At 69.5% G+C, this 24621-nt stretch carries 24 protein-coding genes; 11 read left to right on the forward strand and 13 right to left on the reverse strand.

Going from position 1 to position 24621, the window contains the following annotated elements:
* Positions 1-58: 58 nt before the first annotated feature.
* Positions 59-415 carry an ATP-binding protein gene (locus EDM04_RS17735; protein ID WP_206424494.1) on the forward strand — a complete coding sequence of 119 codons (357 nt, stop codon included), beginning with the start codon at positions 59-61 and terminating at the stop codon, positions 413-415.
* Positions 416-630: 215 nt separating this feature from the next.
* Here EDM04_RS17735 and EDM04_RS17745 read toward each other — a convergent pair whose 3' ends face one another.
* Positions 631-1614, reverse strand: a complete 984-nt coding sequence (locus EDM04_RS17745; RefSeq protein WP_123624482.1) for a nucleoside recognition protein — start codon at positions 1612-1614, stop codon at positions 631-633.
* Between the two features lie 109 nt (positions 1615-1723).
* On the opposite strand from EDM04_RS17745, the gene EDM04_RS17750 reads away from it, so the two are divergent.
* Positions 1724-2608: a hypothetical protein gene (locus tag EDM04_RS17750; RefSeq protein WP_123624484.1), complete on the forward strand. Its 885-nt coding sequence runs from the start codon at positions 1724-1726 to the stop codon at positions 2606-2608.
* Positions 2609-3065: 457 nt separating this feature from the next.
* Here the strand turns inward: EDM04_RS17750 and EDM04_RS17755 are convergent, their stop codons facing one another.
* The gene (locus EDM04_RS17755; protein ID WP_123624487.1) at positions 3066-4016 is read right to left on the reverse strand and encodes an aminopeptidase; all 951 of its coding nucleotides are present in this window, start codon (positions 4014-4016) and stop codon (positions 3066-3068) included.
* Between the two features lie 178 nt (positions 4017-4194).
* Between EDM04_RS17755 and EDM04_RS17760 the strand changes: the two genes are divergently transcribed.
* Complete coding sequence (locus tag EDM04_RS17760) at positions 4195-5259, forward strand: type II glyceraldehyde-3-phosphate dehydrogenase (RefSeq protein ID WP_123624489.1); 1065 nt, start codon at positions 4195-4197, stop codon at positions 5257-5259.
* Between the two features lie 25 nt (positions 5260-5284).
* Here the strand turns inward: EDM04_RS17760 and EDM04_RS18660 are convergent, their stop codons facing one another.
* The 3 genes from EDM04_RS18660 to EDM04_RS17770 form a co-directional block, all read right to left on the reverse strand.
* On the reverse strand, positions 5285-5461 hold the full coding sequence (locus EDM04_RS18660; RefSeq protein WP_164471168.1) for a hypothetical protein: 177 nt from the start codon (positions 5459-5461) through the stop codon (positions 5285-5287).
* A 118-nt stretch (positions 5462-5579) separates the two neighbouring features.
* The gene (locus EDM04_RS17765) at positions 5580-5879 is read right to left on the reverse strand and encodes a hypothetical protein (RefSeq protein WP_123624491.1); all 300 of its coding nucleotides are present in this window, start codon (positions 5877-5879) and stop codon (positions 5580-5582) included.
* Positions 5880-5973: 94 nt separating this feature from the next.
* Positions 5974-6978: a hypothetical protein gene (locus EDM04_RS17770; RefSeq protein WP_123624493.1), complete on the reverse strand. Its 1005-nt coding sequence runs from the start codon at positions 6976-6978 to the stop codon at positions 5974-5976.
* Positions 6979-7130: 152 nt separating this feature from the next.
* Here EDM04_RS17770 and EDM04_RS17775 point away from each other — a divergent pair, with 152 nt between their 5' ends.
* The 3 genes from EDM04_RS17775 to EDM04_RS17785 all read left to right on the forward strand — a co-directional run bounded on the left by EDM04_RS17775 (position 7131) and on the right by EDM04_RS17785 (position 9625).
* A complete protein-coding gene (locus EDM04_RS17775) occupies positions 7131-7493 on the forward strand; it encodes a DUF5518 domain-containing protein (RefSeq protein ID WP_123624495.1) in 363 nt (120 codons plus the stop codon).
* A gap of 265 nt (positions 7494-7758) precedes the next feature.
* Positions 7759-8328, forward strand: a complete 570-nt coding sequence (locus EDM04_RS17780) for a transcriptional regulator (RefSeq protein ID WP_123624497.1) — start codon at positions 7759-7761, stop codon at positions 8326-8328.
* A gap of 79 nt (positions 8329-8407) precedes the next feature.
* Complete coding sequence (locus EDM04_RS17785) at positions 8408-9625, forward strand: HD domain-containing protein (RefSeq protein ID WP_123624499.1); 1218 nt, start codon at positions 8408-8410, stop codon at positions 9623-9625.
* 45 nt (positions 9626-9670) lie between these two features.
* Here EDM04_RS17785 and EDM04_RS17790 read toward each other — a convergent pair whose 3' ends face one another.
* Complete coding sequence (locus tag EDM04_RS17790; RefSeq protein WP_123624501.1) at positions 9671-10069, reverse strand: universal stress protein; 399 nt, start codon at positions 10067-10069, stop codon at positions 9671-9673.
* A gap of 131 nt (positions 10070-10200) precedes the next feature.
* Between EDM04_RS17790 and EDM04_RS17795 the strand changes: the two genes are divergently transcribed.
* The 3 genes from EDM04_RS17795 (at position 10201) to EDM04_RS17805 (ending at position 13238) form a co-directional block, all read left to right on the forward strand.
* Positions 10201-11445 (forward strand): HD domain-containing protein, encoded by a 1245-nt coding sequence (locus EDM04_RS17795; protein WP_123624503.1) that lies wholly within the window; start codon positions 10201-10203, stop codon positions 11443-11445.
* Positions 11446-11522: 77 nt separating this feature from the next.
* On the forward strand, positions 11523-12587 hold the full coding sequence (locus EDM04_RS17800) for an amidohydrolase family protein (RefSeq protein WP_123624505.1): 1065 nt from the start codon (positions 11523-11525) through the stop codon (positions 12585-12587).
* Between the two features lie 24 nt (positions 12588-12611).
* A complete protein-coding gene (locus EDM04_RS17805; protein WP_123624507.1) occupies positions 12612-13238 on the forward strand; it encodes a thymidine kinase in 627 nt (208 codons plus the stop codon).
* A gap of 21 nt (positions 13239-13259) precedes the next feature.
* Here EDM04_RS17805 and EDM04_RS17810 read toward each other — a convergent pair whose 3' ends face one another.
* The 5 genes from EDM04_RS17810 to EDM04_RS17830 form a co-directional block, all read right to left on the reverse strand.
* Positions 13260-14441, reverse strand: a complete 1182-nt coding sequence (locus EDM04_RS17810) for a PAS domain S-box protein (protein ID WP_123624509.1) — start codon at positions 14439-14441, stop codon at positions 13260-13262.
* A 686-nt stretch (positions 14442-15127) separates the two neighbouring features.
* Positions 15128-15871: a ThuA domain-containing protein gene (locus EDM04_RS17815; RefSeq protein ID WP_123624511.1), complete on the reverse strand. Its 744-nt coding sequence runs from the start codon at positions 15869-15871 to the stop codon at positions 15128-15130.
* 114 nt (positions 15872-15985) lie between these two features.
* A complete protein-coding gene (locus tag EDM04_RS17820) occupies positions 15986-18049 on the reverse strand; it encodes a PAS domain S-box protein (RefSeq protein ID WP_123624513.1) in 2064 nt (687 codons plus the stop codon).
* Positions 18050-18200: 151 nt separating this feature from the next.
* Positions 18201-18761: a thioredoxin family protein gene (locus EDM04_RS17825; RefSeq protein ID WP_123624515.1), complete on the reverse strand. Its 561-nt coding sequence runs from the start codon at positions 18759-18761 to the stop codon at positions 18201-18203.
* 79 nt (positions 18762-18840) lie between these two features.
* Entirely contained in the window at positions 18841-19182 is a 342-nt protein-coding gene (locus EDM04_RS17830) for a hypothetical protein (RefSeq protein ID WP_123624517.1), read from the reverse strand.
* Positions 19183-19342: 160 nt separating this feature from the next.
* On the opposite strand from EDM04_RS17830, the gene EDM04_RS17835 reads away from it, so the two are divergent.
* The gene (locus EDM04_RS17835; RefSeq protein ID WP_123624519.1) at positions 19343-19528 is read left to right on the forward strand and encodes a hypothetical protein; all 186 of its coding nucleotides are present in this window, start codon (positions 19343-19345) and stop codon (positions 19526-19528) included.
* 81 nt (positions 19529-19609) lie between these two features.
* Positions 19610-22222 (forward strand): PAS domain S-box protein, encoded by a 2613-nt coding sequence (locus EDM04_RS17840; protein ID WP_123624521.1) that lies wholly within the window; start codon positions 19610-19612, stop codon positions 22220-22222.
* A 102-nt stretch (positions 22223-22324) separates the two neighbouring features.
* Here the strand turns inward: EDM04_RS17840 and EDM04_RS17845 are convergent, their stop codons facing one another.
* Both EDM04_RS17845 and EDM04_RS17850 read right to left on the reverse strand, forming a co-directional pair.
* The gene (locus EDM04_RS17845; protein ID WP_123624523.1) at positions 22325-22723 is read right to left on the reverse strand and encodes an OsmC family protein; all 399 of its coding nucleotides are present in this window, start codon (positions 22721-22723) and stop codon (positions 22325-22327) included.
* Between the two features lie 78 nt (positions 22724-22801).
* On the reverse strand, positions 22802-24199 hold the full coding sequence (locus tag EDM04_RS17850; protein ID WP_123624525.1) for a sugar porter family MFS transporter: 1398 nt from the start codon (positions 24197-24199) through the stop codon (positions 22802-22804).
* Positions 24200-24621: the final 422 nt, after the last annotated feature.

Here is a 24621-nt window from a genome sequence, read left to right on the forward strand (position 1 = left end):
GAAGAGCACGCCGAGTTCCTCGGCGTGCTCTTCGAGGAACTCAGAGGGAAACAGTGTAGTGAGTCGACGCATAATTCGAGATGAGGAGTCCTTGTCGTGCACAGACTGGACTTCCTCATTCCTTCCGAAAGATGCCTCGATAAGCCGCCGCTATCTCGCGGTTTCTCGCTTAACTAAAGACAGATGGCGCGTCGGAGTATTACCGGACGGGGACGGGATATTCGTTGAGGATGACGGCCCGGGTATTCCGGTAGCCGAGCGTGATGCCGTCTTCGAGGCGGGACACACGACGAAAGAAGACGGGACGGGGTTCGGATTAGCGACCGTAAATCAGCTCGTCGAGGGTCACGGGTGGGACATCCGGATCACCGACGGAGACAGCGATGGTGCCCGGTTTGAGATAAGTGGCATCTAGCTTCGAAACCAATGAGCTCCGTTCCGCGATCCGCTCGATCATCTATTCGTATTGAGCTATTTCCGCGGAGTAACCTCACGTCTCCCCAGCCTCGGTCGGTGACGGCCGCGGACCGCACGGCGTCGCGGTCGTCGCCGACCTCCCTCGCGGGCTCCGAGCGGCGGCCGAGGACGGCCGCTCGGCGGCGCGCCGACCGCCCTGTCACGTCGGTCTCCTCACCACACCGGCGCGAGCAACAGCGCGACCGCGATCGAAATGAAGACGAGCTTCAGGCCGGTGTTGAGTGCGATCACCTTGGTGCCGAACTCGGCGCCCCAGATCCCGTACTGGAAGGGGATCGAGCGCCGGAACGTGGAGACGGCAAAGGAGAGAATTCCCCCGATGAGCAGGCTCGCGACCGCGGTCCGGACGGTGAAGATCCCCTCGGCGGTGCCGGCGACCGTCACCGCGCCGGCGGTCGTGTCGAGCGTGTAGACGGCGATCACGGGGACCGCGGCGCCGGGGAGCCCTAAGAGGCCGGTGATCGGCTCGGCGACGCTCGTCAGCGCCTCCACGTCGACGTTGGTGACGAGCCCGATCACGAGAGTATAGACGACCGCGAGCCGCGGGACGATCCGACGGAGCGTGGACCACGACTTCTCGCCGGCCTCGCGGACGCGCTCTCGGCTCGTGCGGTCGTCGGCGTCGGGACCGCTCGCGTCGACCTCGGCGAGCGCGCTCCGGTCGACGTTGCGCTCGGACAGGAGGACCCCGCCCGCGAGCACGCCCGTGACGGTGATCGCCAGCGCGATCCCGGCGCGCGCGGAGACGTAGACGGCCCCCGTCCGGACGCCCAGAATCGGGATCAACACGGGGACGTAGTACGTGAACACGTGCTGGACGAACCCGAAGAACGTGTTGATGGTCACGGCGATCAGCGTCGCCCGGTCGTCCAGCAGCCCGGACTCGCGGAACTCGGCGAGCGTGGCGTACCCCGCCGTGGTCGACGCCGCGGTCGTTAAGATCGCGGTGCCGACCTCGTCGGGGAGGTTCGCGGGTCGGGTGAGCCACCCGGCGAGCCCGGCGACGTACCGGATCAGCCCGAACGCGACCGCGACGTTAGCGGCGAAGACGCCGACCGCGATGAACGCCGCGATGCGCGCGAGCCGCGGGGCCACCTCGGCGAGCAGGGCGACGAGTTCGGCGGCGACCGATTGCACTACCGGCGCTACGCGGTCGGCGACCTAATGGGCGTCGGAACGGGCGAACGAGCAGTTGGTTCCGCACCACCGCGCGGGGCTTATGGGACCCCCGGCCGAACCCCCGGCAATGGCACCCGCCGAAGACGACATCTCGATCGAGGAGAAGCGCGTGTACGCCGGGACGGCGGGCCGCACCGACGCTTACGTCCCCACCGAGAGCGGCGTCGTCCGGGTGGCGCTCTCGGCCGACAAGATCGGCGCGTTCGACATGGTCGCGCGCGACCCCGCCCGCGACGCGGCTGTCCTCCCTCGCGACGACGGCCCGGACCTGCTGGGGATCGCGACCGCGGACGGCCTGCGCGTCGCCAGCGTCGGCGACGATCCGGCGTTCGAGCCCGCCACGACCGACCCCGCGGTCGCGGTCGGCGTCCACGACGGCGCGTTCCTCGTCGCGCGCGAGGACGGTGAGATCGACCGCATCGAGGTCGGTGACGGACGTTCCGATCCGGTCGGGACCGTCTCCGAACCGCGTGCGGTCGACGGTCCCCTCGTCGCGGCCGCAGACGGGGTCCACCGGGTCACCGGGGGAGACGGAGCCGGAGACGATCTCACACTCACCTCCGTCGGGCTCGACGACGCCCGCGACGTGGCGGGATCGGGAATGCCCCTCGCGGCGACCGGCTCCGGTGTCTACTGGCTGGGGAACGGCTGGATGACGGCGCTCTCGGGCGACGCGACCGCGGTCGCCGCCGACGGCGACGGGCACGCGACGGCGGTCGTCGACGGCGGCCTGTTCGTGCACGGGAGCGACGGCGACGGGTGGGACACCGAGACGTGGCGGGTCTCGGAGCTTCCGGTCGACGAGGAGCCGGTCGCGCTCGGCTACGGTCCCGGCGTGTCGGTGGCCGTCACCGACGCCGGCACGCTCTGCGTCGACGCGGGCGATGGCTGGCGACATCAGGTGGTCGGGGTTCGGGGGGTCGCGGGCGTCGCGCTCGCGGCGGTGGAGTGAGAATCGTTTCTGACTCTTACTCATAAGTGGCTGATATTGGATCGACGGGTAACATCTCCAAAGCCCCAGCCGCGCGGCGATACGTGATCGACACCACTGCGGTGAACACCGCCAAAGCCCCAGCCGCGAGGACTCGCGCACCTCGCTGCGGTCCTCAGTCGCTCGCGTTGTCGCCGGCGCTTCGCGCCGGCTGCCAGAGGGACCTTCGGTCCCTCGCTGCTCGCTCCCTGCGGTCCTTGCGTCGGTGTGCTTCGTCCTCGCGACTGCCCCTTTGAGTCCCGCCCAACCGCACAGCACGGCAGCCTCACGCCTCCCCAGCCTCGTCGCCGGCGGCGTCGCCGCCGGCTTCCAGAGGGACCGGAGGTCCCTCGCGGCTCGGCCGCGAGGCGGCCTCGAAGGCACGCGCCACCGCCTCGTTTACTTATAAGTGCACATTCGCCTGCGATCTGACCACTCTCTACGCGCTCGGCAAGTCGACCTTCTCGCCGTCGGCGTAGACGGTCGGGTTCCGGAGGATTCCGTCGAGGTGGATCGGGGCGTCCGTCTCGCCGCCGATTCCCGCGTTGTCGCCGATCGCGATATGGACCGTACCGCCCGCCTTCTCGTCCAAGAGGACGGAACCGACCAGCTCGTCGACGCCGACGTTGGTACCGATCCCCAGCTCCGCGAGGTTGAACGCGGCGTCGCCGACCGACTCCGCGGCGGTCTCGATCTCCTCGCGGACCGCGTCGTCGCTGACGGACGTGACGAACCCGTCCTCGACCTCGAACACCAGCTCTTTCCCCTTTCGGAGCAGCCCGTGGGGCATCATCGTCCCGTCGACGACGTAGGTCCCGGTCGCGGTCTCGGGCGCGACGAACACCTCGCCGGCGGGGAGGTTCGAGAAGTCGCCGGGCTCGTGGACCATCCCGGTGTCGGCGAGCCACTCGCGGTCGCCGATGCCGAAGGTGATGTCGGTGCCCGCGGGCGAGGTCACCCGGACCTCGTCGGCGTCGGCGACCTGCGCGAGCACGTCGTCGCAGGCCGCGTCGATCGCGGCGTAGTCGGCGTCGAGCCCGGTCGTGAACACGTCTTCCGTGATCCCGGGGAGGGTCGCGCCGCGCGCCCCGGCGTCGCAGGCGCTCCCGCGGGCGCGGGTGTGACTCAGGCTCTTCGTGGTCGGCGCGAGGAAGACGTCGCTCTCGGCCATCGCCGCCGCGACCGGCGCGGGCGGCTCGGTCCCGTGCTGGTCGGCCGGCGGGTACCGGAGGATCGTCGCGTCGTCGGTGACCGCGCTCGCGGCCTCGTAGAGCGCCTCGCCGATGCGCTGGCGCTTGTCGTCGGTGACGACGACCACGGACTCCTCGGGAGCGACGCGCAGGCACTGCTCGACGGCGGTCTCGGCGGCGTCAGCGAGCTCGTTCGACATGCCCGCCGATCGGCGGCGACGGGCGTTAGTCCTTCCTATCGATGACTGATTTACTCCGTTACGAAATACAGTTTCATCTTCGCGGCACGCGAATTAACCGACTGGTTACTCTCCGCGTAGTTAATTTCTTTTTAAAACGCTCGAAAACATTATACTGTTCGCCGAGCGACTGGGATCCATGATACGCGTGGGCGTCAACGGGTACGGAACGATCGGGAAACGCGTCGCGGACGCGGTCGCGGCCCAACCCGATATGGAACTCGTCGGCGTGACGAAGACGAGCCCGGACTACGGCGCCGAGGCCGCGCTCCGCCGCGGCTACGACCTGTACGCAGCGCTCGACGACCGAGCCGCCGCGTTCGAGGACGCCGGGCTCGGCGTCGCGGGAACCCTCGGCGACCTCCTCGACGCGGTCGACGTGATCGTCGACTGCGCGCCGAGCGGGATCGGCGAGCGCAACCGCCCGACCTACGAGGCCCACGGCACCCCCGCGATCTACCAGGGCGGCGAGGACGCCGCGATCGCGGACGCCTCCTTCAACGCCCGGGCCAGCGGGGCCGTCGTCGACGCGGGCTCGCTCCGCGTCGTCTCCTGTAACACGACCGGGCTCTCGCGGCTGCTCGCCCCGCTCGACGAGGCGTACGGCGTGGAGAAGGCCCGCGTGACTCTCGTCCGCCGGGGCGGCGACCCGAGCGAGACCGACCGCGGCCCGATAAACGACGTGGTGCCGGACCCGGCGACGGTCCCCTCGCACCACGGTCCGGACGTGAACGCGATCCTCCCGGACGTCGACATCGACACGGCAGCGCTGAAGGCGCCGGTCACCGGCATGCACACCCACAGCGTCAACGTCACGCTCGAACGCGAGCCGACGGCTACGGAGGTCCGGGAGCTGCTCCGCGACGAGACGCGGCTGTTCCTGATCCCCGAGGGCGCCGGTATCGACGGCGCCGGGACCCTGAAGGATTACGCGTCGGACCTCGGTCGAGCCCGCGGCGACTTCTGGGAGAACTGCGTCTGGGAGGAGTCGATAAGCGTCCAGGGCCGAGACCTCTACCTGTTCCAGAACGTCCACCAGGAGGCGGACGTGGTGCCCGAGAACGTCGACGCGGTCCGAGAGCTGGCGACCGACGTCTCCCGGGAGGAGTCGGTGGCCCGGACGAACGAGGCGCTCGGTGTCGGGCTCGACAGCCTGCTGTCCGACGACACGTCCACCCGCGATCAGGTCGCCGCGGACGACTGACCGGGAGTTTCGCCGGTCTCTCTCCTCACTCCGCCGGCGTCGTCACGAGGAACGTGCGACCGCCGCGGCGTTCGAGGTGGACCTCGCTGCCCCGCACGCGGTTCAACCGTGCGCGGTCGGCGATCCGGTCTGTCCGGCACTCGGTGACGTCGACGCGGGTCGGCGTCGCGTATCGAGGCTGATCGTGGCTCGTCGCGCTCATACTCCTACCGAGGGCCGGAACGCTCCTATAAGCGAGCCATGCACGGAGTGAAAGTGAAAGTGGAGTCGTTAACGACCCGAGCGCGGGATCGAACCGCACGGGCCGACGTCGTCGCGACCTACCGTCGGAGCCCCGCCTCTTCGTCGCCCTCGACGAACCGCACGGTGAAGTAGTCGTAGCCGCCGTAGGCGGCGTCGAGCGCGCCAAGCCACCAGTTCCAGCGCTCGACGAGCGAGGAGCCGTCGGGCGCGTCGCCGAGGTGGTCGATCACGCCGGGCACGGTGAGGGCGTGCCCGCGGTCTCGGGAGGGCCGCCCCGAGTCGGACAGATCGCGGGCCGCCCGGGCGACCGCCCGCCGCTCGGCCTCGGTCCCGCCGAACTCCGACTCAAGGGCCTTCTCCAGACGCTGTCGGTCCATGGTCTGACCTACGAGGCCCGACTATATGAGTCGCGTGATAGGGGGAGTCACGTCCGGTGTCGGCGACGGCCGGGGAGTCGCCTCCGGCCACCCGTCACAGCCGGGCGGCCAGCGCGAGGAAGAGGAGGCTGAACGGCGCCGTCAGAAGCGCCAACAGCGCCCCGGCCGCGGGCTCGCCGGCCGCGACGGCCATCGCGAGGCCGACGACGAGCGAGGCGGAGCCCACGACCGCGAGGATGACGCGCTCCGGAACGCTGGCTCGGTCGGGGCCCTCGCTCCGCGCGAGCGTCGCGTCCAGCCCTCGCTCGACGTCGTCGGCGAGGTCGGTCGGGACGAACAGCCACGGCGTCGAGCGGTACCACGCGTTCCCCCGGTACGCGAGCAGGAAGCCCGTGGTCCACGGGAGGTCGATCCGGCGCGTCCGGACCACGGACCCGAGGTCGTCCGAACGCGTCCGGTCGTGGCTCCGATAGGTTCGCTCGATCGTCTCGGCGGCCGGGTCGAGGCGCAGGTCGGTCCCGCGGGAGCCCGCGATCACCGGAAAGAGCGTGGCGAACGCAACGAGCAGCGGGGCGAACCCGGAGAACAGCGATAGCGTGGCCGAGAACGGGTCAGACACGATCGCCGCCGCCAGCACGGCGAGCACGGCGCCCGCCCCGGCGAGCGTCCAGCCAAGCCGAAACTGTGAGAGGTCGAACGAGTAGTCGCCGAACTGGGACCGGAGCTCGCGGCGGCGCTCCGGAGACGTTTGGTCGTACGCCACGATCCAGTACAGCAGTGACACCGGGCCGCCGACGAGCAGGAGGACGAGCAACGCCCACGTCGACGCCGGCGGTCCGCCGCCGCCGAGCAGCGAGGCGACGACGCCGACGGCGACGAACAACAGCGCGGCGAGCACGAGCGCGCCCGCGGTCGCGCTCGCGCCGAGCGCCAGCGACCGCAGGCGCTCGAAGCGGACCGGCCCCCACTCGATAGGGGCCATGTCGGGGTCGGGACTTGGATCGGAGGCCGCGACGGAATCGATCTCGGAATTCGCGTCGTGCTCCCGGTTCGCCGACGACTGTATCCCGTCGATCGACGCGTCGGACTCGGAGGGCATGGGTACTCGTTGAGGCAGTGACGGCTTAAATTCCGGTCGTCGAATCGGTCGGTAAATGGGTATCGACGGCGCCGGTCTCGTCACGTCCAGGTGTTAGAAACCTGAACGGATGCGGCGGCGAGTATTTACCTCGCGGCCGGCTATCTCGGGGTATGACCGATTGGCGCGCCGTCGGCTACGGATTCGTCGTGATGTTGATCGCCGGGCTCCTCGCGACGTTCGCCCCGGTCGTCGGGCACGTCGGCGCGGGGCTGATCGGGGGGTTCGTCGCCGGCTACGTCGCCGGCGGCGGACTGCTCTCGGGGACGTGGCACGGCCTGCTCGCGGGGTCGGTGAGCGGGGTCGTCGTCACCCTGCTTCTAGCCGCGTTCGGCGGGCTGGTGGGGCTCGCCGGGGGTCCCCTCGGCAGTCTGCTCGGCGGCGCGGGCGTGCTCGTCGTCGGGCTGTTCCTGACGTTCCTGTTCGCGATCGATTCGGCGCTCGCGGGCGCGATCGGCGGCGTGCTCGGGGAGTGAGTCGGAGCCTTCGGGAGCGGGCGACTCTGTAGACGGATCAGAGCGATTTACAGGTCCGCAGAGCTGCCGATCGCTTATAAAAGGCCGACAGCGACACGCCAATTCGACTTATATACAACCATCTCACAAACACGCGAGACGTACTCCCGTCATCGATCACGGAGCCAGATCGAAGCACTGTGCGCCGAACGACACCGATTGACGCCTCTCGATGGGCGGGCGGCCCTCCACGAGTTTTTAACCGTCCGGGTCTACCACTCGCGGTATGGCGAAGTACTCGACGGGCGGTGGCGGCGGCGGAGACGACGGCGACGCCTGCGAGCTCTGCGGGCGCGAGACCACGGACCTCCAGCGGGCGACGGTCGCCGGGGCGAAGCTCCTCGTCTGCTCCGACTGTCGCCCCCACGACGACGCCGGCAACGCCCCCAGCGGGCACGGCGGATCGGGGTCGGGCGGCAGTCGCGGCGGGAGTTCCGGCGGCAGCTCCGGCGGCGCAAGCGCCGACTCGGGCGGTACGGAGAGCCGGAAGAAGGAGCTCGCCCGCAAGCAGGCGAAGATGTACGACTCCGCGACCGGCGACTCCAAGCACTGGGAGGAGGGCGGCACCAACTACGAGTCGGACCGGCTCCCGTACCTCGTCTCCGGCTACGGCGACGACGTGGCGGCGGCCCGGCAAGAGGCCGGACTCACGGTCGAGGAGCTCGCCGAGGAGCTCGACGTCGACGAGGACGACCTGTTCGCGGTCGAGGACGGCCGGGCCGCGACCGCGGGCGTCGGCGGGTCCGTCGTCCGCGCCCTCGAAGAGCGGCTCGGCGTCGAGATCGTCGACGAGTGAGCCCGCGGACAGCGTCGACGGCTCGTCGCCCTCGCCGCGAGCCGAAACGACCAATTCCGCGGCGGGCGACCACGGAGTGATGAAGGCGATCAAGGACAGCGTCCACGGTCACGTCCGGCTCGGCGACCTCGCGGCCGAGCTGGTCGACACGCCCGCCTTTCAGCGGCTGCGCCACATCAAACAGCTGTCCACCGTCCGGCTGGTGTACCCCTCCGCGAACCACACCCGGTTCGAGCACTCGCTCGGCGTCTACCACCTCGCGCGCGGCGCGATCGACGGGCTGGGGCTCGACGACGACACCGCCGCCCACGTCCGCGCGGCGGCGCTCCTCCACGACGTCGGACACGGCCCCTACGGCCACCAGACCGAGGGGATCATCCGGCGCGCGACTGGCCGCGACCACGACGACATCGCGTGGCTCCTGACCGACGCCGACCGCGAGGTGTGTCGGGTCCTCGAACGCAACGGGCTGGACCCGGAGCGCGTCGCCTCCCTGATCGCGGGCGAGGGCGGACTGGGCGCGCTCGTCTCGGGCGAGCTCGACGTGGACCGAATGGACTACCTCGTGCGCGACGCCCACCACACCGGGGTCCCCTACGGCACGGTCGACACCGGCCGGCTCGTCAACGAGCTCCGGCTCGCGGGAGACGGGGGGAGCGGCTCCGGCTCGGCGGACCCCGAGGACGCCGAGCTCGTGCTCGCCGAGGGGAACGTCCCCACCGCCGAGAGCCTGCTCGTCGCCCGGTCGCTGATGAACGCCGTCGTCTACCGCCACCACGTCTCGCGGGTCGCGGGCGCGATGCTGGAGCGCGCCTGCGAGCGCTACCTCGACCGGACCGACACCGACGCGATCGATTTCCGCCGGATGGCCGACCACGACCTCCTCGTCGCGCTCCGGGAGGCGGTCCCCGCGCTCGGGGAGCGGATCGAGCGCCGCGACCTCTACAAGCGGGCGGTGTGGGTCGGGCTGGAGGACGTGCCGGCCGGCACCGTCGACGCCGGTCACGCCGAGGAGCGCGCGGCCGAACGCGAGATCGCCGCGGCGGTCGGGCTCGACCGCGACGAGGTCGTCGTGGACGTGCCCTCCCGCCCCGGCCTGAAGGAGTCCGGCTCGACCGTCGTCGTCGACGGCGTCCCGCAGCGACTGGAGGACGCCTCCGAGCTGGTGGCGGGCCTCCGCAGCGCCGAGCGCCGCCGCTGGACGCTCGGGGTCTACTGCCCGGCCGAGCACGTCGACGCGGTCGGGGACGCGGCGCGCGACGTGCTGGGGCTCCGCGGCGTCGGCGCGGGGACGTAGGGTCCCACTCGTTCCTCGGCGTCTACTTTCACTCGTTCCTCGGCCTCACTTCGGCGCCGGAACCGCGAACACCGGCCGATCCGCTCCCAGAATCACGTCCTGGGTGACGCTCCCGAAGACGGCCTTCCCGGTCGGGCGTCGCTTCCGGCCGGAGACGCAGATCGCGTCCGCGTCGACGTCGGCCGCGGCCGCGAGCAGCTCGTCCGCGGGCTCGCCGCTCGCCTCGTAGTGGACGCAGTTGACCCCGGCCGCCTCGAGGATCTCGCGGGCGCGCCGCACCGCCGATATCTGGTGGACCGAGGCGCCCTCTGGGTTCTCCTGAAACACGTGACACAGGTGCGCGGTCACCGCGCCCTCCTCCGCGGGGAGGTCCGCGATCGCCTCCGCCTGCGCGACCGCACGGTCGTCTTCCGCGTTGTCGATCCCGATGAGTACGTCGTACATGGTCGACTGTTCACACACCGGACGTATAAATCGTGCCGGCCGTTCCGGGTCTCGGTAGCGGCTCGATCCGGCGGGCGGGACGCCCTCGGAGACGCAGGTCGTTTTTATCCCATGCCGCCGAACGACGACGCATGATCACGGTCAAAGACACCGTTCACGACCACATCGAGATCGACGGTGTCGCCGCGGATCTGATCGACACCCCCGCCGTCCAGCGCCTCCGACACGTCAAGCAGCTCGGCACGGTCCAGCTCGTCTACCCCTCCGCGAACCACACCCGCTTCGAGCACTCCCTCGGCGTCTACCACCTCGCCAGCCGGGCGCTCGGCCACCTCGGGATCGAGGGGAAGCGCGCGGACCGGATCGAGGCCGCGGCCATGCTCCACGACGTGGGACACGGCCCCTTCAGCCACAACTTGGAGTCGCTCACGCACCGCCGCACGGGGAAGTACCACGACGACGTCGACGAGCTGCTCGCGACCGGCGCGGTCGGAGCGGTGCTCCGCGACCGCGACCTCGACCCCGAGAAGATCGCCGGCCTGGTCGCCGGCGAGGGACCGTACGGCGGGCTCGTCTCGGGCGAACTCGACGTGGACCGGATGGACTACCTCGTGCGCGACGCCTACCACACCGGGGTCCCGTACGGCACCATCGACACCGAGCGGTTCGTCCGGGAGCTGACGTTCGTCGACGACGGGACGGGTGACGACGCGCTCGTCTTGGACGAGGGGAACGTCCAGACGGCCGAGAGCCTCCTGTTAGCCCGCGCGCTGATGAACCCGGTCGTCTACACCCACCACGTCGCGCGCATCTCGAAGGCGATGTTACGTCGGGCCGCCACGGACCTGCTCGACGCGACCCCGACGACCGCGGCCGAGCTCCGCCGGATGGACGACCACGACTTCCTCGCGGCGATCCGGAGCTGTCCGGAGACGGCCGAGCTCTCCCGGCGCTACGACGAGCGCGACCTCTACAAGCTCGCGGTATGGGCCGAGTACGACGACGTGCCCGAGCGCGTCCACGAGGCCGACCACGGCGCCGAGACCGCGCTGGAACGCGAGATCGCGGAGGAGGCCGGCGTCGCCCGCCGGCACGTGATCCTCGACGTGCCCCCGGAGCCGTCGATGCGGGAGTCGACCGCGCGGGTCACCGTCAACGGCGAAGTGCGGCGGTTGGAGCGTCAGTCCCCGCTGGTCTCTGCGCTCCGGACCGTCCAGCGCAACCAGTGGCGCCTCGGCGTCTACGCCCCCCGGCCCGCGACCGACCGCGTCGGTCGCGCCGCCGCCGACGTGCTCGGGCTCGACCCCGACGGGCTCGTCGCAGAGGTGCGCGGCGCGATGCCGACGACGCTCGACGAGTTCCGGGACGGGGCGTGACCGGGGGAGTCGAGGCGTGACCGAAGGAGTCGAACCCCTGTCGTGACCTTTTACTCCCGCGCCGGCGACCGCCGAGTATGCACCTCGAAGGGACCGTTTTAACCGGTCCGGAGTTCGAGCCGGTCGAGGGACGGGTCGTCGTCGCCGACGGCGAGATCGTCCGGATCGAGGAGGAGTCGGTCGAGAGCGACGACGTGATCCTCCCGGCGTTCGTCAACGCCCACACCCACATCGGCGACTCGATCGCCAAGGAGGCCGGCGAGGGGCTCTCGCTCGACGACTTGGTCGCGCCGCCGGACGGACTCAAACACCGGCTCCTGCGCGAGGCGAGCCGCGAGGCGAAGGTCGTCGCGATGGCGCGCAGCCTCCGGTACATGGAGTCGACCGGGACCGGCACGTTCCTCGAGTTCCGCGAGGGCGGCGTCGAGGGCGTCGACGCGCTCCGCGACGCGGTCGCGGGCGAGGGCGTCGACTTCGGCGAGCGCGCGATCGAGCCGGTCGTGTTCGGCCGCGACGACCCGGACGTGCTCGCGGTCGCCGACGGGTACGGCGCCTCCGGCGCCCGCGACGCCGACTTCGACGCGGTGCGCTCTGAGGCCCGCGACGCCGGGAAGCTGTTCGGGATCCACGCCGGCGAGCGCGACGCCGACGACATCAACGCCGCGATGGACCTCGAACCGGACTTCCTCGTCCACATGGTCCACGCCGAGGGGATCCACCTCGAACGGCTCGCGGACCGCGGCACCCCGGTGGTCGTCTGCCCGCGCTCGAACCTCGTGACGAACGTCGGCGTGCCGCCGATCCGCGACCTCGCCGAGCGGACGACGGTCGCGCTCGGCACCGACAACGTCATGCTCGACTCGCCGTCGATGTTCCGCGAGATGGAGTTCGCCGCGAAGCTCTCCGATCTCCCGGCGAGAGCGATCCTGCGAATGGCGACGGTGAACGGCGCGGAGATCGCGGGGCTGAACCGCGGCGTGGTGGCAGAGGGCGCCGACGCCGACCTGCTGGTCCTCGACGGCGACTCCGATAACCTCGCCGGCGCGCACGACCTCGTCCGCGCGATCGTCAGACGGGCAGGGGCGGCCGACGTGTCCCGCGTCGTGATCGGGGGCGAGCCGGCCGGGAGAGAAACGGTTTAGTCGCTGGCTCCTGCCCGTCAGAGCATGCACGCGATCACTCGATCCGGGTGGATCGAGGTCATCTCGGGGTCGATGTTTTCGGGGAAGACGGAAGAGCTGCTCCGGCGCCTCCGGCGCTCGGAGATCGCCGGCCAGTCCGTCGCGGTGTACAAACCCGCCGTCGACGACCGCTACGGCGAAACGACGATCGGGACCCACAACGGCCGGCAGTGGGAGGCGACCGTCGTCGACAGCGAGGGGGACGGCCCCCTCGACATCCTCGACGACGGCCCGTATCCCGAGGTCGTCGCGATCGACGAGGCGAACTTCTTCTCCGACGCGCTCGTCGAGGTGTGTAACGCGCTGGCCGACAACGGGACCCGCGTGATCGTCTCCGGCACCGACCAGACGTTCCGCGGCGAGCCGTTCGAACCCCTCCCGGAGCTGATGGCGACCGCCGAGTACGTCGACAAGCTGCAGGCGATCTGCTCGCAGTGCGGCGAGCCCGCCTCCCGGAACCAGCGGCTCATCGAGGGCGAGCCGGCCCACGTCGACGACCCGACGATCCTCGTCGGCGCCGAGGAGTCCTACGAGGCGCGGTGTCGCGACTGCCACGTGCTGCGGACCGGCGACCGCTCGGAGGCCGAGCGGGCGTACCTGACCGACGACTGACGGGGCGGCGGTGAGCGACTCCTACCGCTCGTCGGGCGCGTCGCGGTAGGCCCAGAGGTGTCCGCGCCCGTCCGGCAGGCCGATCGGGCGGTACGTCCGCAGGAGGACGCGGCCGTCCGCGAGAGCGACGCGCTCGTCGTCGACGGGCCGCCGCGCGTCGACGATCGCCCCGATCCGCTCGACGAACGACTCGGGGTCGTCGAACAGCTCGCTCATCTCGACGGCGAACCGCGCGCAGTCGCGGCCGGTCGCCTCCGAGGGGTCGCCGTCGAGCTCGAAGAGGTCGTACAGGTGCCGGTTGACGCGGAGGACCCGCCTGTCGGCGTCCTCGGCGAGCACGCCGACCGGAAGCGTGTCGAGCGTCGTCGACAGAACCGCGTTGGTGCGCTCGAGTTCCCGCTTGCGGTCCGTCCGATCGGTGACGTCCTCGAACTGCGAGAAGACGCGGATCACCTCGCCGTCCCCGTCGGTCACCACCTGGTTGTGCCACGCGCAGCGGATCCGCTCGCCGTCGGCGCGCACGTTCTCGTTGACGCTCCGGTACCCGCCCTTGTCCGAGAGGAGCCGGCGTTCGACCGCCGCGACGTGGCGGCGGAGCTCCTCGGGGACGAAGCGCGTCCACGTCCCGCCGACCAGCTCCGACTCGGCGTAGCCGAGGATCTCCTCGGCGGCCGGGTTCACCCGGACGATCCGGAGCCCCTCGTCGTACTCGATCGTCCCGAGCGGCGACTGTTCGATGTACCGCGAGAGCCGCTCCTGGCTCGCCGCCAGCGCCGCCCGCGAGCGGGACTGATCGACCGCGTTCCGGACCCGGTTCGCGAGCACCGTGTACTGGTCGGTCCCCGAGCGCTTCTGGATGTAGTCGGTGACGCCCGCCGAGATCGCCTCGCTCGCGATCTCCTCGCTCCCCTTCCCCGTGAACAGGACGAACGGGACGGCCGGGTCGCGCTCGCGGACGCGTTCGAGAAAGGCCAGCCCGTCCGTACCGGGCATCTCGTAGTCGCTGACGACGCAGTCGATCGGCGCGGATTCGACCGCTTCCAGCGCCGCCTCCACGTCCGTCTCCGACCGGACGTCGAACGCGTCGTCGACCCGTTCGAGGTAGGTCGCCACCAGATCGAGGAAGGCCGGCTCGTCGTCGACGTGCAACACTCGGACGACCGACTCGCGTTCCCCGTCCGAGCGAAGGGGCGAGTCCGACATTGAGACACTATACCACGACGTTGTGGAAATACGTTCGGGTGGGGCTGCAGGCGGAGCAGGCCGAGTGCCCCAGGACTCGACCCCGAGGCGGTTCACAGGCATCCTTTTCTTCAGAATTTCGAGACCGAAGCAGTCGATCAACGCAGGCTGTTTCCGATCGATAGCGGGAGTGAGTATTGCAGATCGGTGGCGGCGAGAGAGTATTTAAACAGTCGCGAGCGACGCCGACGATCGCTTATAAATGACGTGCGGTGGCGCGTGCCTCCGAGCGGCCGACAGGCCGCGAGGAGCACGCGCGAGGGAGCCCGCGGCCGCCTGTGGCGGCCGCGGCGAGGCTGGGGAGGTGTGAGGCTGTGCGGTTGGGTGGGATTCAAAGGGGCAGCCGCTGCGGGCGGCGCAGGGGACGCAAGCACCGCAACGAGGGAGCGAACACCGTGAGCGACCGAGTGAGGMGCGCAGCGAGCGTGCGCCGYCCACAGCGGCTGGGGCTTTGGAGGTCTTCACCGTCGATCCCAAGAGGTCGTCACCGTATCGACGCCGCTCACTTATAAACAGCCGCCAGCAACGCCACTCGATCACGTATAAACAACCACTCCACCATATCGATATACCCACTCCCGCACTCGATCAAGAAGCAGTCATCAGCGACCAGATATATCAGAGACGAATAACTCTAACGACTTCGATCAGTGAACCGTCCGGTCGTCCTCGGTGTCGATCTCCTCGATCGGGTCGGCGTTACCGAAGTCGGGCGTCGGGCCGTCGCCCGGCGCCGCCCACGCGACCGCGTTCCGGAGCACCTGCCGCACGTCGTCGTCGTGGTAGATCGGGTACGTCTCGTGGCCGGGACGGAAGTAGAACACCCGTCCGTTGCCGCGGCGGTAACAGCAGCCGGAGCGGAACACCTCGCCGCCGGCGAACCAGGAGTTGAACACGAGCGTGTCCGGCGCGGGGATATCGAACCGCTCGCCGTACATCTCCGTCTCTTCCAGTTCGATGTACTCGCCGATCCCGTCGGCGATCGGGTGGCCCGGCTCGACGGCCCACAACCGCTCGGTCTCGGCGGCCTCCCGCCACTTGAGCGAGCAGCTGGTTCCCATCAGTCGCTTGAAGATCTTCGAGTAGTGCGCGGAGTGGAGCACCAACAGGCCCATCCCGTCGAGGACGCGCTCGTGGACCCGGTCGACGACCTCGTCGCGTACCTCGTCATGGGCCGCGTGGCCCCACCACGCGAGCACGTCGGTGTCCGCCAACACCTCTTCGGTGAGCCCGTGGTCCGGCCCCTCGTCGAGGGTCGCGGTGCGGACCTCGTGGCCGGCCTCGCGGAGGGCGTCCGCGATGACCGCGTGGATCCCGTCGGGGTACACGTCGGCGACCGCGTCGTTCTCGCGCTCGTGGCGGTGCTCGTTCCAGACCGTAACGCGTGCCATGGGTCCGCTCTTCACCCGACGGACTTGTAGGATCGCATCCATTGGCCGGAGGGAGTTCCGCTCTCCTTCGTCGGGACGTCCGCGATTCGCCACCGTCCGAACCGGCCGCACTCGTCAGGGGCGATCGGACGGAGTCGGAAGGCCGATCTCGATCGCCGTGCCCGACCGCGTGCCGGGCACCTCGATCTCCCCGTTCAGATTCGTGACGATCCAATAGGCGAGGTACAGGCCGAGGCCTTGGCCGTGGACCAGCGGTTCCTCTTTCCCGTCGGCCAACACTTGGCGTTCGTCCTCGGGGAGCCCGGGGCCTTCGTCAGCGATCGTTATCCGTATCTGTTCGTCGCTCGTGGTGACAGAGACGTCCACCGCCGGCCGCGGGCCGCCGTGTTCAGCGGCATTTTCGAACAGTTCCCACAGCGCCGTCTCGATTCGCGGCAACGTCTCGGCGACCGCGGTCTCCGGGATCTCCGTCGTCACTACCGTATCCGGATAGCGCTCTTCGAGTTGAGCGACCAGACCGTCGATGATCGGAACGAGGTCGACGGCCTCCAATTTCGGTGACAACTCTCGGTTCGATTCGATACGACGGGCCGATTCGGTGATGTCCAACAGCCGGTCGGCCGCCTGCACGATCGTCTCCGCGCTCGATTCGGCATCGCCGTCGAGCTCGGCCGCCAGCATCTCCGCCCGCCCGTTGATCACCGTCAGTTCGTTGCGAACGTTGTGCCGCAACACGCGGTTTATGACGCTGATCAAGCCTTCCCGCTGACGCCGTTGACTCGCGTCTCGCACCATCGCTTGCATCCCGACGATGTCGGCCGGCGTCCGCGCGTCCCGGTCGACGCTCGGCTCGTATATCGGAACGAGTCGCATGTCGACGTACACGGTGCGACCGGACCGAGTCGAGATCGGGTGGTCGCGCATCTGGAGCGACTCGCCTCTCGTGACTTCCTCGAGGTACTCGGTCGCCTCGCTGAACGTCTCCTCGTCCGCGGCGAGCACCGAAATCGGCTGGCCGGTGAGTTCGTCGGGCGTGTACCCGATGAACGCTTCGGCCGACGGGGAAACGAAACTGAACCGGTTGTCGAGGTCGATCCGGAAGATGAACGAGAAGCTCGCCGCCATGATGGCCCGGTAGAGTTCGTTCCGTTGATCGAGCTCGCGCTCCCGCTGGGCCAATCTCCGACGCTGGCGTTCACGCTCCGTAATATCGGTGAACGCGAGAACCTCCGCCGCCGAGTCGCCGATGGTCATCGATCTGGAGGAAAGGAAGTAGTACGCCGGCCGGTCGCCGCCGTCGCGCTCGACGACCTTCTCGTCGCGGTTCCGTGCGGCCGCCACCGCCGGAAGCACGGTGTCAAGCGTCTCGCCGACCGCCCCGTCGAGCTCCGGGAACGCGCTCACCGCGGCGGTCGAGAAGTCTTGAATTCGGCCGTTTCGATCCACGATCACCGCGGTGTCCGTGATCTGCGTCGCCGCCCCGACCGCCAGCAGCCGGTCGCCGAACAGCGTCACCGCCCCGATAGCGAACGCCGCGACGCCAATCGGGGCGTAGATGAAGTTGATCAACTTCGGCGTCGCGATCGCAACGAGGTCGACGACGATCGGTAACGCGAGGAGGCCGGTGAAGGCGACCAGCGGCCGCGAATCGTACTCCGACTCCACGTACAGATCGAATATCATGAACAGTCCGATAGCCGCGAGCGTGTATGACAGACCGGTCGAGATCCAGTGTATCGCTCCGTGCTCGATCGCCAAGTGGCGGAACGGTCTGGTCGATTCGGTCGTCGTGAAATACAGTCGGTGAATCGGGTTGGTGAGCTTCACCGCCACCACGGTGAGAAACACGCCGACGGCGAGCCGACGGAGCGTCGGATTCGTATGTAATCGCCGACCGGTGTAGGCGGACGCGAAGTACAGCCACGCCCACACGGTCGCGAATCCGAACACCAGCCCGAGCGTGTACGTGGCCGCTCGAAGCGGATCTGGAACGACGAAAAACGCCGTCTTGAGAACGCCCCAGCTCCCTGTGGCCGCGAGTAATCCGACCAAGCCGTACCGTAGTTCGGCGCTGTCAAGCGTCCTCGCGCGTGGAATAACCGACAGACAGGCGACCCCGCTGAGGAAAAAGAGGCTCATATACACGACGCCGGCGGGAGTCATCCACGGTGCGGTCATTACTTTGTTTATCAGTGATATAGGAAGCTCATAAAGAGCCCGTTCGGGGGCTGAGGCTCACACGGCCCCTCTGAGGGTCCGATCGCGGAGAGGATCCAGGGTCACCCGGAACCGTTTTCGCCGTGTCACACGACCGCCGTCACCCCCCCTCTCACTCCTCGGGCCACTTGATCGAACAGCCCCGCGAGGGGCGGTCCGGGACCGCGACCGCCTCGCCCGCGAGGACCGCGTCGACGGCGTCGCGGACGTAGCACTCGGTCGGCTCGTCGTCGGGGTTCAGCGCGTCGTCGAGCCGGCCGTGATACCGGAGCCGGAAGCCGTCGCCGGCGCGGCCGAACAGGAACGGGTCGGGAGTGCAGACCGCGCCGTACGCGTCGGCCACCGCTCCCGTCTCGTCCCGGAGGTACGCGTCGTACGCGATCGCCCCGTCGGCCACGCGCTCGCGCATCGCCTCGAAGGAGTCGTCCGGGTACTCCGCGGCGTCGTTCGGGTTGATCCCCACGACGGCGAGGTCGTCGTACTCGGCCGCCAGATCGTTGAGGAGGTCGAACTTCGCCTGCGCGTACGGGCAGTGGTTGCAGGTGAACACCACGAGCAGGGCGTCCGCGTCGAACGAGTCGAGGGTGTGCGTCTCGCCGTCGGTGCCCGGCAGCTCGAACGCCGGCGCGGCGTCGCCGCGGTCGAGCTCCGAGTCGGATTCCGTCGCGACCATACCCGCCTCTTCCCACGTCGTCCCCAAAACCGTTCCGCGGGGTGTCATCGTCCCGGACCGGATCTGCGCGCCGCGAGGCTCACCGGCGCGTCCCGCTCCGACTCGCGGCGACGCTGGCTGCGACGTGGGCGACGCCGATCGCGGTCAGCCAACACCCCGCGACGCCGAGACACGCCGCGAGCGCGAGGGACCACTCCCGCGGAAAGCCGCTCGCTGCCCGCACCGCCGCGGGGATCGCGGCGACGGCGAGCGCGGCGAGCGTCACGCACGGAAGGAGGACCGGTGACGGTCCGGTCCGGCGTCTCCGACCCCGCGGCGGGGTCTCGGTCTCTCGACGAGGGTGGGTCCGCTTCCGAACGCTCGGTCGCCGCCGCTTCGCCGGACCTCGCCGAGGCGCGGTCGGATCGTCTCTCGATCGCATGGGGCGGGTGGCCGCGGCATCCGTCCTAAACCGTTCGCCGACTCCGCCCGACGCCGACCCCGCGTCGCGGTCCCCGGTCGCGGCCCGACGGCGCCTCGCCCCCACGCCTCGACCTGCCGGTGACTCGTGGGTTTTTGGTCGGCGGATTCGTACCACGGGTATGTCCACCCGAGAGCCGTCGTACCGAACGCTCCGGCTGCTGTGCGCGAACGCGCTCGGGATGGTCGGCTTCCTGCTCGCGCTCGCCGTCGCCGGGGAGTTCGCGGTCGCCCTCGTCGCGGCCCTTCTCACGGCGGCGATCGGGTACGCGGCGTCCAGCGTCGTCGTCGCGTACGCGTCCGCGTGACGGGCAAGGCGATCTGGCGGGCGCCAACCTGACAACCGAAATGAAAATAGTTACCATGTCGGAGAAACGACACGCCGACGGATGACGACACGGGACGGTCGTCGGTCGGACGCGCTCGCGGCGGACGCGCCCGAGCCGGTTCACGTACTCCTCGTCGCCGACCGGCCGGACGTCGGAGACCGCGCGGCGACGGCCATCGCGGACCGCGCCGACCGCTTCGAGGTGACGCGGGTCGCCGACGCGGCCGAGGGGCTCGGCGTCCTCGACGCGGACGGGGTCGACTGCGTCGTCAGCGGCTACGACCTTCCGGGAACGGACGGCGTCGAGTTCCTCCGCACCGTCCGCGACCGGTTCGGCGACCTCCCCTTCGTGCTGTTCACGGCCCGCGGGTCGGAGGCGGTCGCGAGCGAGGCGGTCGCCGCGGGCGTCGACGAGTACATCCCGATGAGCAGCGCTCCCGACGGCGAGGGAGTCCCCGACGGTCCCGACGGGAACGACGAGAGCCCCTACGCGACGCTCGCGTCCCGCGTCGCCCGCGCCGCGTCCCGGCCGCACACCGAGCGTCGCGTGACGGAGCATCTCGACCGGATGACGGACGCGTTCTGCGGCATCGACGAGCGCTGGCGGCTCACCTACCTCAACGAGCGGGCGGCGGAGCTGCTCGACCGCGACGCCGCCGACCTCCTCGGCGACCGGATCTGGGACCGGTTCGGGGCGGTCCGCGGGACCGAGTTGGAAACGCGGTTCCGCGAGGCGATGGCGACCGGGGAGCCGGCCTCCTTCGAGTACCGCTTCGACGGCCCGGATCTGGATCTGGCGATCGACGCCTACCCTTCCGACACCGGACTGTCGGTGTACTTCCGCGACGTGACCGAAGCGCGGGAGCGGGAGCGCGAACTCCGCGAGCTCTCCGAGCGGTTCCGGCTCGCGGTGGAAGGGGCTGACGTCGGCGTCTGGGACTGGGACGTCCGCACCGACGAGGTGCGGTTCGACGAGCGGTGGGCCGGTATGTTGGGCTACGACCGGTCCGAGATCGCCTTCGAGCTCTCGGAGTGGGAGGAGCGCGTCCACCCCGACGAGCTCGGCGAGGTGTGGGCGGCGCTGGAGGCGCACTTCGCCGGCGAGACCGAGTATTACCAGTGCGACCATCGGATGGAGACGAAGTCGGGCGACTGGAAGTGGATCCGCGACCGGGGTCGCGTCGTCGAGCGCAACGACGAGGGGGAGCCGGTCCGCGCCGTCGGGATCCACATCGACGTGACGGAGGAGAAGGAGCGCGAACGCGACCTGGAACGCTACCGCCGGCTCGTCGACGAGCTCCCCAACTCCGTGGCCCTGTACGACGCCGATCGACGGTTCGCGGTCGTCAACGACCGACTGACCGACGTGTACGACTCGCCCCGCGAGGAGCTCGTCGGTCGTGAGAGCCCCCTGTTACGGCGGCTTCGGGAGACCCGCGAGGACGACGCGTTCGCGGCGCTGGTCGCCGGCGACCGAGAGACGCTGTCCGGGACGGTCGAGCTGGACATCCCCGAGCGGTCCGACGCGATCATCGACTTCTCCCTGCGGCGGCTCGTCATCGACGACGAGTTCGACGGCGTGCTCGGTATCACCCGAGACGTGACCGAGGAGCGCCGCCGGCAGCGGGAGCTCGAACACACTTCCGCCCGGCTCGAGGCCCTTTACGAGGACTCGCCGGACATGATCGACATCCACGACGAGGCGGGCGAGATCGTCGACGCGAACCCGGTGATGGCGGCCGAGCTGGGCTACGACCGCGGAGAGCTCGTGGAAATGGACGTCTGGGAGCTCGACACGGAATTAGACCCGACGGACGGGGTCGAGCTCTGGCAGCGCATCGAGATGGGCGAGACGCGTCGGCTGGAGACGACGTTCCGGCGGGCCGACGGCACGACGTTCCCCGTCGAGGTGCACGTCCGCCGCGTCGACGTACGGGGCGAGGACCGATTCCTCGCCACCAGCCGAGACATCTCGGAGCGAAAGGCGTACGAGCGCCGGATCGAGCGCGAGAACGAGCGGCTCGACGAGTTCGCGAGCATCGTCTCGCACGACCTCCGGAACCCGCTTAACGTGCTCTCCGGCTATCTCAGGCTCGCTCGCGAGACGGGTAGCGAGGCGTACTTCGACCGCTGTGAGGCCGCGCTCGACGAGATGGAGCGGCTGATCGACGACGTGCTCACCCTCGCCCGACAGGGCGACGCCGTGGGGTCGGCCGACCCCGTCCCGCTCGGCGAGCTGGCGGACCGCTACGCCGCCGAGGCGCCCGGGACGATCGACGGCGAGGGCGGCCGAGGGGGCGAAACGGACGGCGAAGGCGAGACGACCGGCTCGATCGAAGTCGCCGTCGAGACGGAGCGCGACGTGCTCGCTGACCCCGACCGGCTCAAGCGCCTGCTTCAGAACCTCTTCCGAAACGCGGCCGAGCACGGGGGAGACCGCGTCGTCGTCGGGGACCTCCCGGACGGGTTCTACGTCGAAGACGACGGCCCCGGGATCCCCGAAGACCGGCGCGGCGAGGCGTTCGAGAGCGGCCACACGACCTCCGAGTCGGGGACCGGATTCGGGCTCGCCATCGTCGAGCGAATCGCGGAGGCCCACGGCTGGGAGGTGACGCTGACGGAGGGCGAAGACGGCGGCGCCCGCTTCGAGTTCGCGGGCGTCGAGCGGCCCTGAGGCTCTGTGCGGAGAGGTCACGCGGCTCCCGATCGCACCAGTCTACGCGGAAAAACGGTCGAACCGTCGAGCAGTCGGTCCCTCGAAGCGCTTGCGACGGGATCAGAACGCGCCGGGGTAGACGCTGATGTCGGCGTGGAGGTCGTCGCGCAGCGCGCTGTGAACGTGGCAGATGCCCTCGGCGCGCTCGGCGATGTCGGACGCGGTCTCGTCGTCGAGGTCGGCCTCGACGTGCACGTCGAAGGCGATGGACTCGAGATCGTCGTCGTCGTCGAGCTCCGCGCTCGCGTCGATCTGGACCTTGCCGAGCTCCTCCTCGCCGCGCTGGCTCCCGCCGACGCGGAACGCGGGGAGGTAACAGGAGGCGTACGTCGCGACGAGCGCGGCGTTCGGGTTCGGCCCCGTCTCGTCCGTCGCGTCGATCTGCAGGTCGAACTCGCCGACCTGACTCGTGCAGGCGTAGCCCTCCTCGGAAACGGTGGATGTCTCGATGTCTGCCATAGTCGTCCTCCGGTTCGGTCTCCCGAGGATAAAGGTTACCGGCATCGTCCCGCCGTGGGGCTTCGGCCGCGGTCGCCCTCAGTCGTCGCCCGGAACGTCCGCCGCGGTGCCGGTCGCGCTCCGGAGGTCCGCCTCGATCGCCTCCAGCGTCCGGCCCTTGGTCTCGGGGACGGCGCGGTAGGTGAAGAGGAGCGCGACGACGCTGCAGACGCCGAACAGCCAGAACGTCATCGGCGTGCCGATCCCGTCGAGCAGCACGGGGAACGACAGCGCCACGGCGAGGTTCGCGAGCCAGTTGGCGACGGTCACGATCCCCATCGCGCTCCCGCGGACGGCGAGCGGGTAGATCTCGGAGATGAGGAGCCAGAACACCGGGCCGAGCCCGATCGCGAAGAACGCGACGAACGACACGAGCGTGAGCGTCGCCAGCCACCCGAGCCCGCCGGTCGGGTCGGCGAACTGGAAGACGAGGCCCGCGACGGCCAGCGACCCGATCATCCCTCCGGTCCCGACGAGCAGGAGGGGGCGCCGCCCGACGCGGTCGACGAGGAGGATCGCGACGACCGTCATCCCGACGTTGACGGTGCCGATGACCACCGACGCGAGGATCGACTGCGAGCTCCCGAACGCGGTCGACTCCAGGATCGTCGGCGCGTAGTACATCACGGCGTTGATCCCGGTGATCTGCTGGAAGATCGCGAGCCCGAGGCCGACGATCAGCGCCGGGCGCATCCACGGGCTGAGCAGGTCGCGGACCCCGTTCCCGGACTGCGCCTCGACGGTCGCCTCGATCTCCGAGAGCTCCGACTCGATGTCCCCCTCGCGGGTGCGGCGGAGCACGGCGCGGGCCTCGTCGGTCCGGCCCCGCTCGTAGAGCCACCGGGGGCTCTCGGGCATCCGGAGCATGCCGACCGCGAGCACGACGGCGGGGACCATCCCCGCGCCGAGCATGATCCGCCACGAACCGGACCCGGAGAAGGCGTAGTTGACGAAGTACGACGCGAGGATGCCCACGGTGACCATCAGCTGGTTCAGCGACGTGAGGCCGCCGCGGACGGAGGGCGGGGCGATCTCGGAGATGTAGAGGGGACCGACGATCGACGCGAAGCCGATGGCGACTCCGTCGATCATCCGCCCCGCGACGAGCACCTCGACGGTCGGCGCGACCGCCATGAGGAACGAGCCCAGGAAGAACACCCCGGCCGACAGGAGGATGAACCGCTTGCGGCCGATGCGGTCGGAGACCTGCCCGCCGACGGCCGCGCCGGCGGCCGCCCCGACCATCGCGCCGCTGACGACGATCCCCTCCACGATGGGCGTCAGCTCGAAGGTCGTGTCGATGAAGAGGATGGCTCCGGAGATGATCCCGGTGTCGAACCCGAACAGGAGTCCGTTGAGCGCTGCGAGCGCGGAGACGACGTACACGAACCGCCCGCCCTCTCCGCGGATCGCAGCCCGCATATCTGCGGTTGACATGACGTACCAATCCGACCGTAACCGTCTTTTATTTAGAAGACTTCTGATTTATTATTAATTTAAATCTGTGAAGTAACTTTGTTCCCTTGGAGATCGGTGGAATCTACCCCCGTTCGTGTAATATTTATTCGGATCCGGATGGCATTCTTAAACCGTGAGAACGCGGCGGCGCAGCCGTCGGTCGGGGGTCTGAATCCGACGCGCTCGGAGGTCCGAGTCCCGCGGCTCTTCGGTGGCGTCGGTGCGGAAAAAGCGGTTGCCTCTGAGTGCCAGATCGATTACGGAAGTTCGAGGGGAAAGCCTCGCGCTTCAGCGCGGGGATGAATCCGACAACTCCTACGCGAACTATATTCAACGTGCCGGACGGATGTTTTAAGTTGCGTTCCCGTATATCAACACTCAACCGAGGCGGTCTACCGCCC

This window comes from Halorubrum sp. CSM-61 (genome assembly GCF_003781945.1).
Taxonomy (GTDB): domain Archaea; phylum Halobacteriota; class Halobacteria; order Halobacteriales; family Haloferacaceae; genus Halorubrum.

Excerpts from the sequence above, each read along its gene's own strand:
- EDM04_RS17750 (WP_123624484.1), top strand. The coding sequence starts at position 1,724 with ATGGCACCCGCCGAAGACGACATCTCGATCGAGGAGAAGCGCGTGTAC.
- EDM04_RS17755 (WP_123624487.1), bottom strand. The coding sequence starts at position 4,016 with ATGTCGAACGAGCTCGCTGACGCCGCCGAGACCGCCGTCGAGCAGTGC.
- EDM04_RS17760 (WP_123624489.1), top strand. The coding sequence starts at position 4,195 with ATGATACGCGTGGGCGTCAACGGGTACGGAACGATCGGGAAACGCGTC.
- EDM04_RS18660 (WP_164471168.1), bottom strand. The coding sequence starts at position 5,461 with ATGAGCGCGACGAGCCACGATCAGCCTCGATACGCGACGCCGACCCGC.
- EDM04_RS17765 (WP_123624491.1), bottom strand. The coding sequence starts at position 5,879 with ATGGACCGACAGCGTCTGGAGAAGGCCCTTGAGTCGGAGTTCGGCGGG.
- EDM04_RS17770 (WP_123624493.1), bottom strand. The coding sequence starts at position 6,978 with ATGCCCTCCGAGTCCGACGCGTCGATCGACGGGATACAGTCGTCGGCG.
- EDM04_RS17775 (WP_123624495.1), top strand. The coding sequence starts at position 7,131 with ATGACCGATTGGCGCGCCGTCGGCTACGGATTCGTCGTGATGTTGATC.
- EDM04_RS17780 (WP_123624497.1), top strand. The coding sequence starts at position 7,759 with ATGGCGAAGTACTCGACGGGCGGTGGCGGCGGCGGAGACGACGGCGAC.
- EDM04_RS17785 (WP_123624499.1), top strand. The coding sequence starts at position 8,408 with ATGAAGGCGATCAAGGACAGCGTCCACGGTCACGTCCGGCTCGGCGAC.
- EDM04_RS17790 (WP_123624501.1), bottom strand. The coding sequence starts at position 10,069 with ATGTACGACGTACTCATCGGGATCGACAACGCGGAAGACGACCGTGCG.
- EDM04_RS17795 (WP_123624503.1), top strand. The coding sequence starts at position 10,201 with ATGATCACGGTCAAAGACACCGTTCACGACCACATCGAGATCGACGGT.
- EDM04_RS17800 (WP_123624505.1), top strand. The coding sequence starts at position 11,523 with ATGCACCTCGAAGGGACCGTTTTAACCGGTCCGGAGTTCGAGCCGGTC.
- EDM04_RS17805 (WP_123624507.1), top strand. The coding sequence starts at position 12,612 with ATGCACGCGATCACTCGATCCGGGTGGATCGAGGTCATCTCGGGGTCG.
- EDM04_RS17810 (WP_123624509.1), bottom strand. The coding sequence starts at position 14,441 with ATGTCGGACTCGCCCCTTCGCTCGGACGGGGAACGCGAGTCGGTCGTC.
- EDM04_RS17815 (WP_123624511.1), bottom strand. The coding sequence starts at position 15,871 with ATGGCACGCGTTACGGTCTGGAACGAGCACCGCCACGAGCGCGAGAAC.
- EDM04_RS17820 (WP_123624513.1), bottom strand. The coding sequence starts at position 18,049 with ATGACCGCACCGTGGATGACTCCCGCCGGCGTCGTGTATATGAGCCTC.
- EDM04_RS17825 (WP_123624515.1), bottom strand. The coding sequence starts at position 18,761 with ATGGTCGCGACGGAATCCGACTCGGAGCTCGACCGCGGCGACGCCGCG.
- EDM04_RS17830 (WP_123624517.1), bottom strand. The coding sequence starts at position 19,182 with ATGCGATCGAGAGACGATCCGACCGCGCCTCGGCGAGGTCCGGCGAAG.
- EDM04_RS17835 (WP_123624519.1), top strand. The coding sequence starts at position 19,343 with ATGTCCACCCGAGAGCCGTCGTACCGAACGCTCCGGCTGCTGTGCGCG.
- EDM04_RS17840 (WP_123624521.1), top strand. The coding sequence starts at position 19,610 with ATGACGACACGGGACGGTCGTCGGTCGGACGCGCTCGCGGCGGACGCG.
- EDM04_RS17845 (WP_123624523.1), bottom strand. The coding sequence starts at position 22,723 with ATGGCAGACATCGAGACATCCACCGTTTCCGAGGAGGGCTACGCCTGC.
- EDM04_RS17850 (WP_123624525.1), bottom strand. The coding sequence starts at position 24,199 with ATGTCAACCGCAGATATGCGGGCTGCGATCCGCGGAGAGGGCGGGCGG.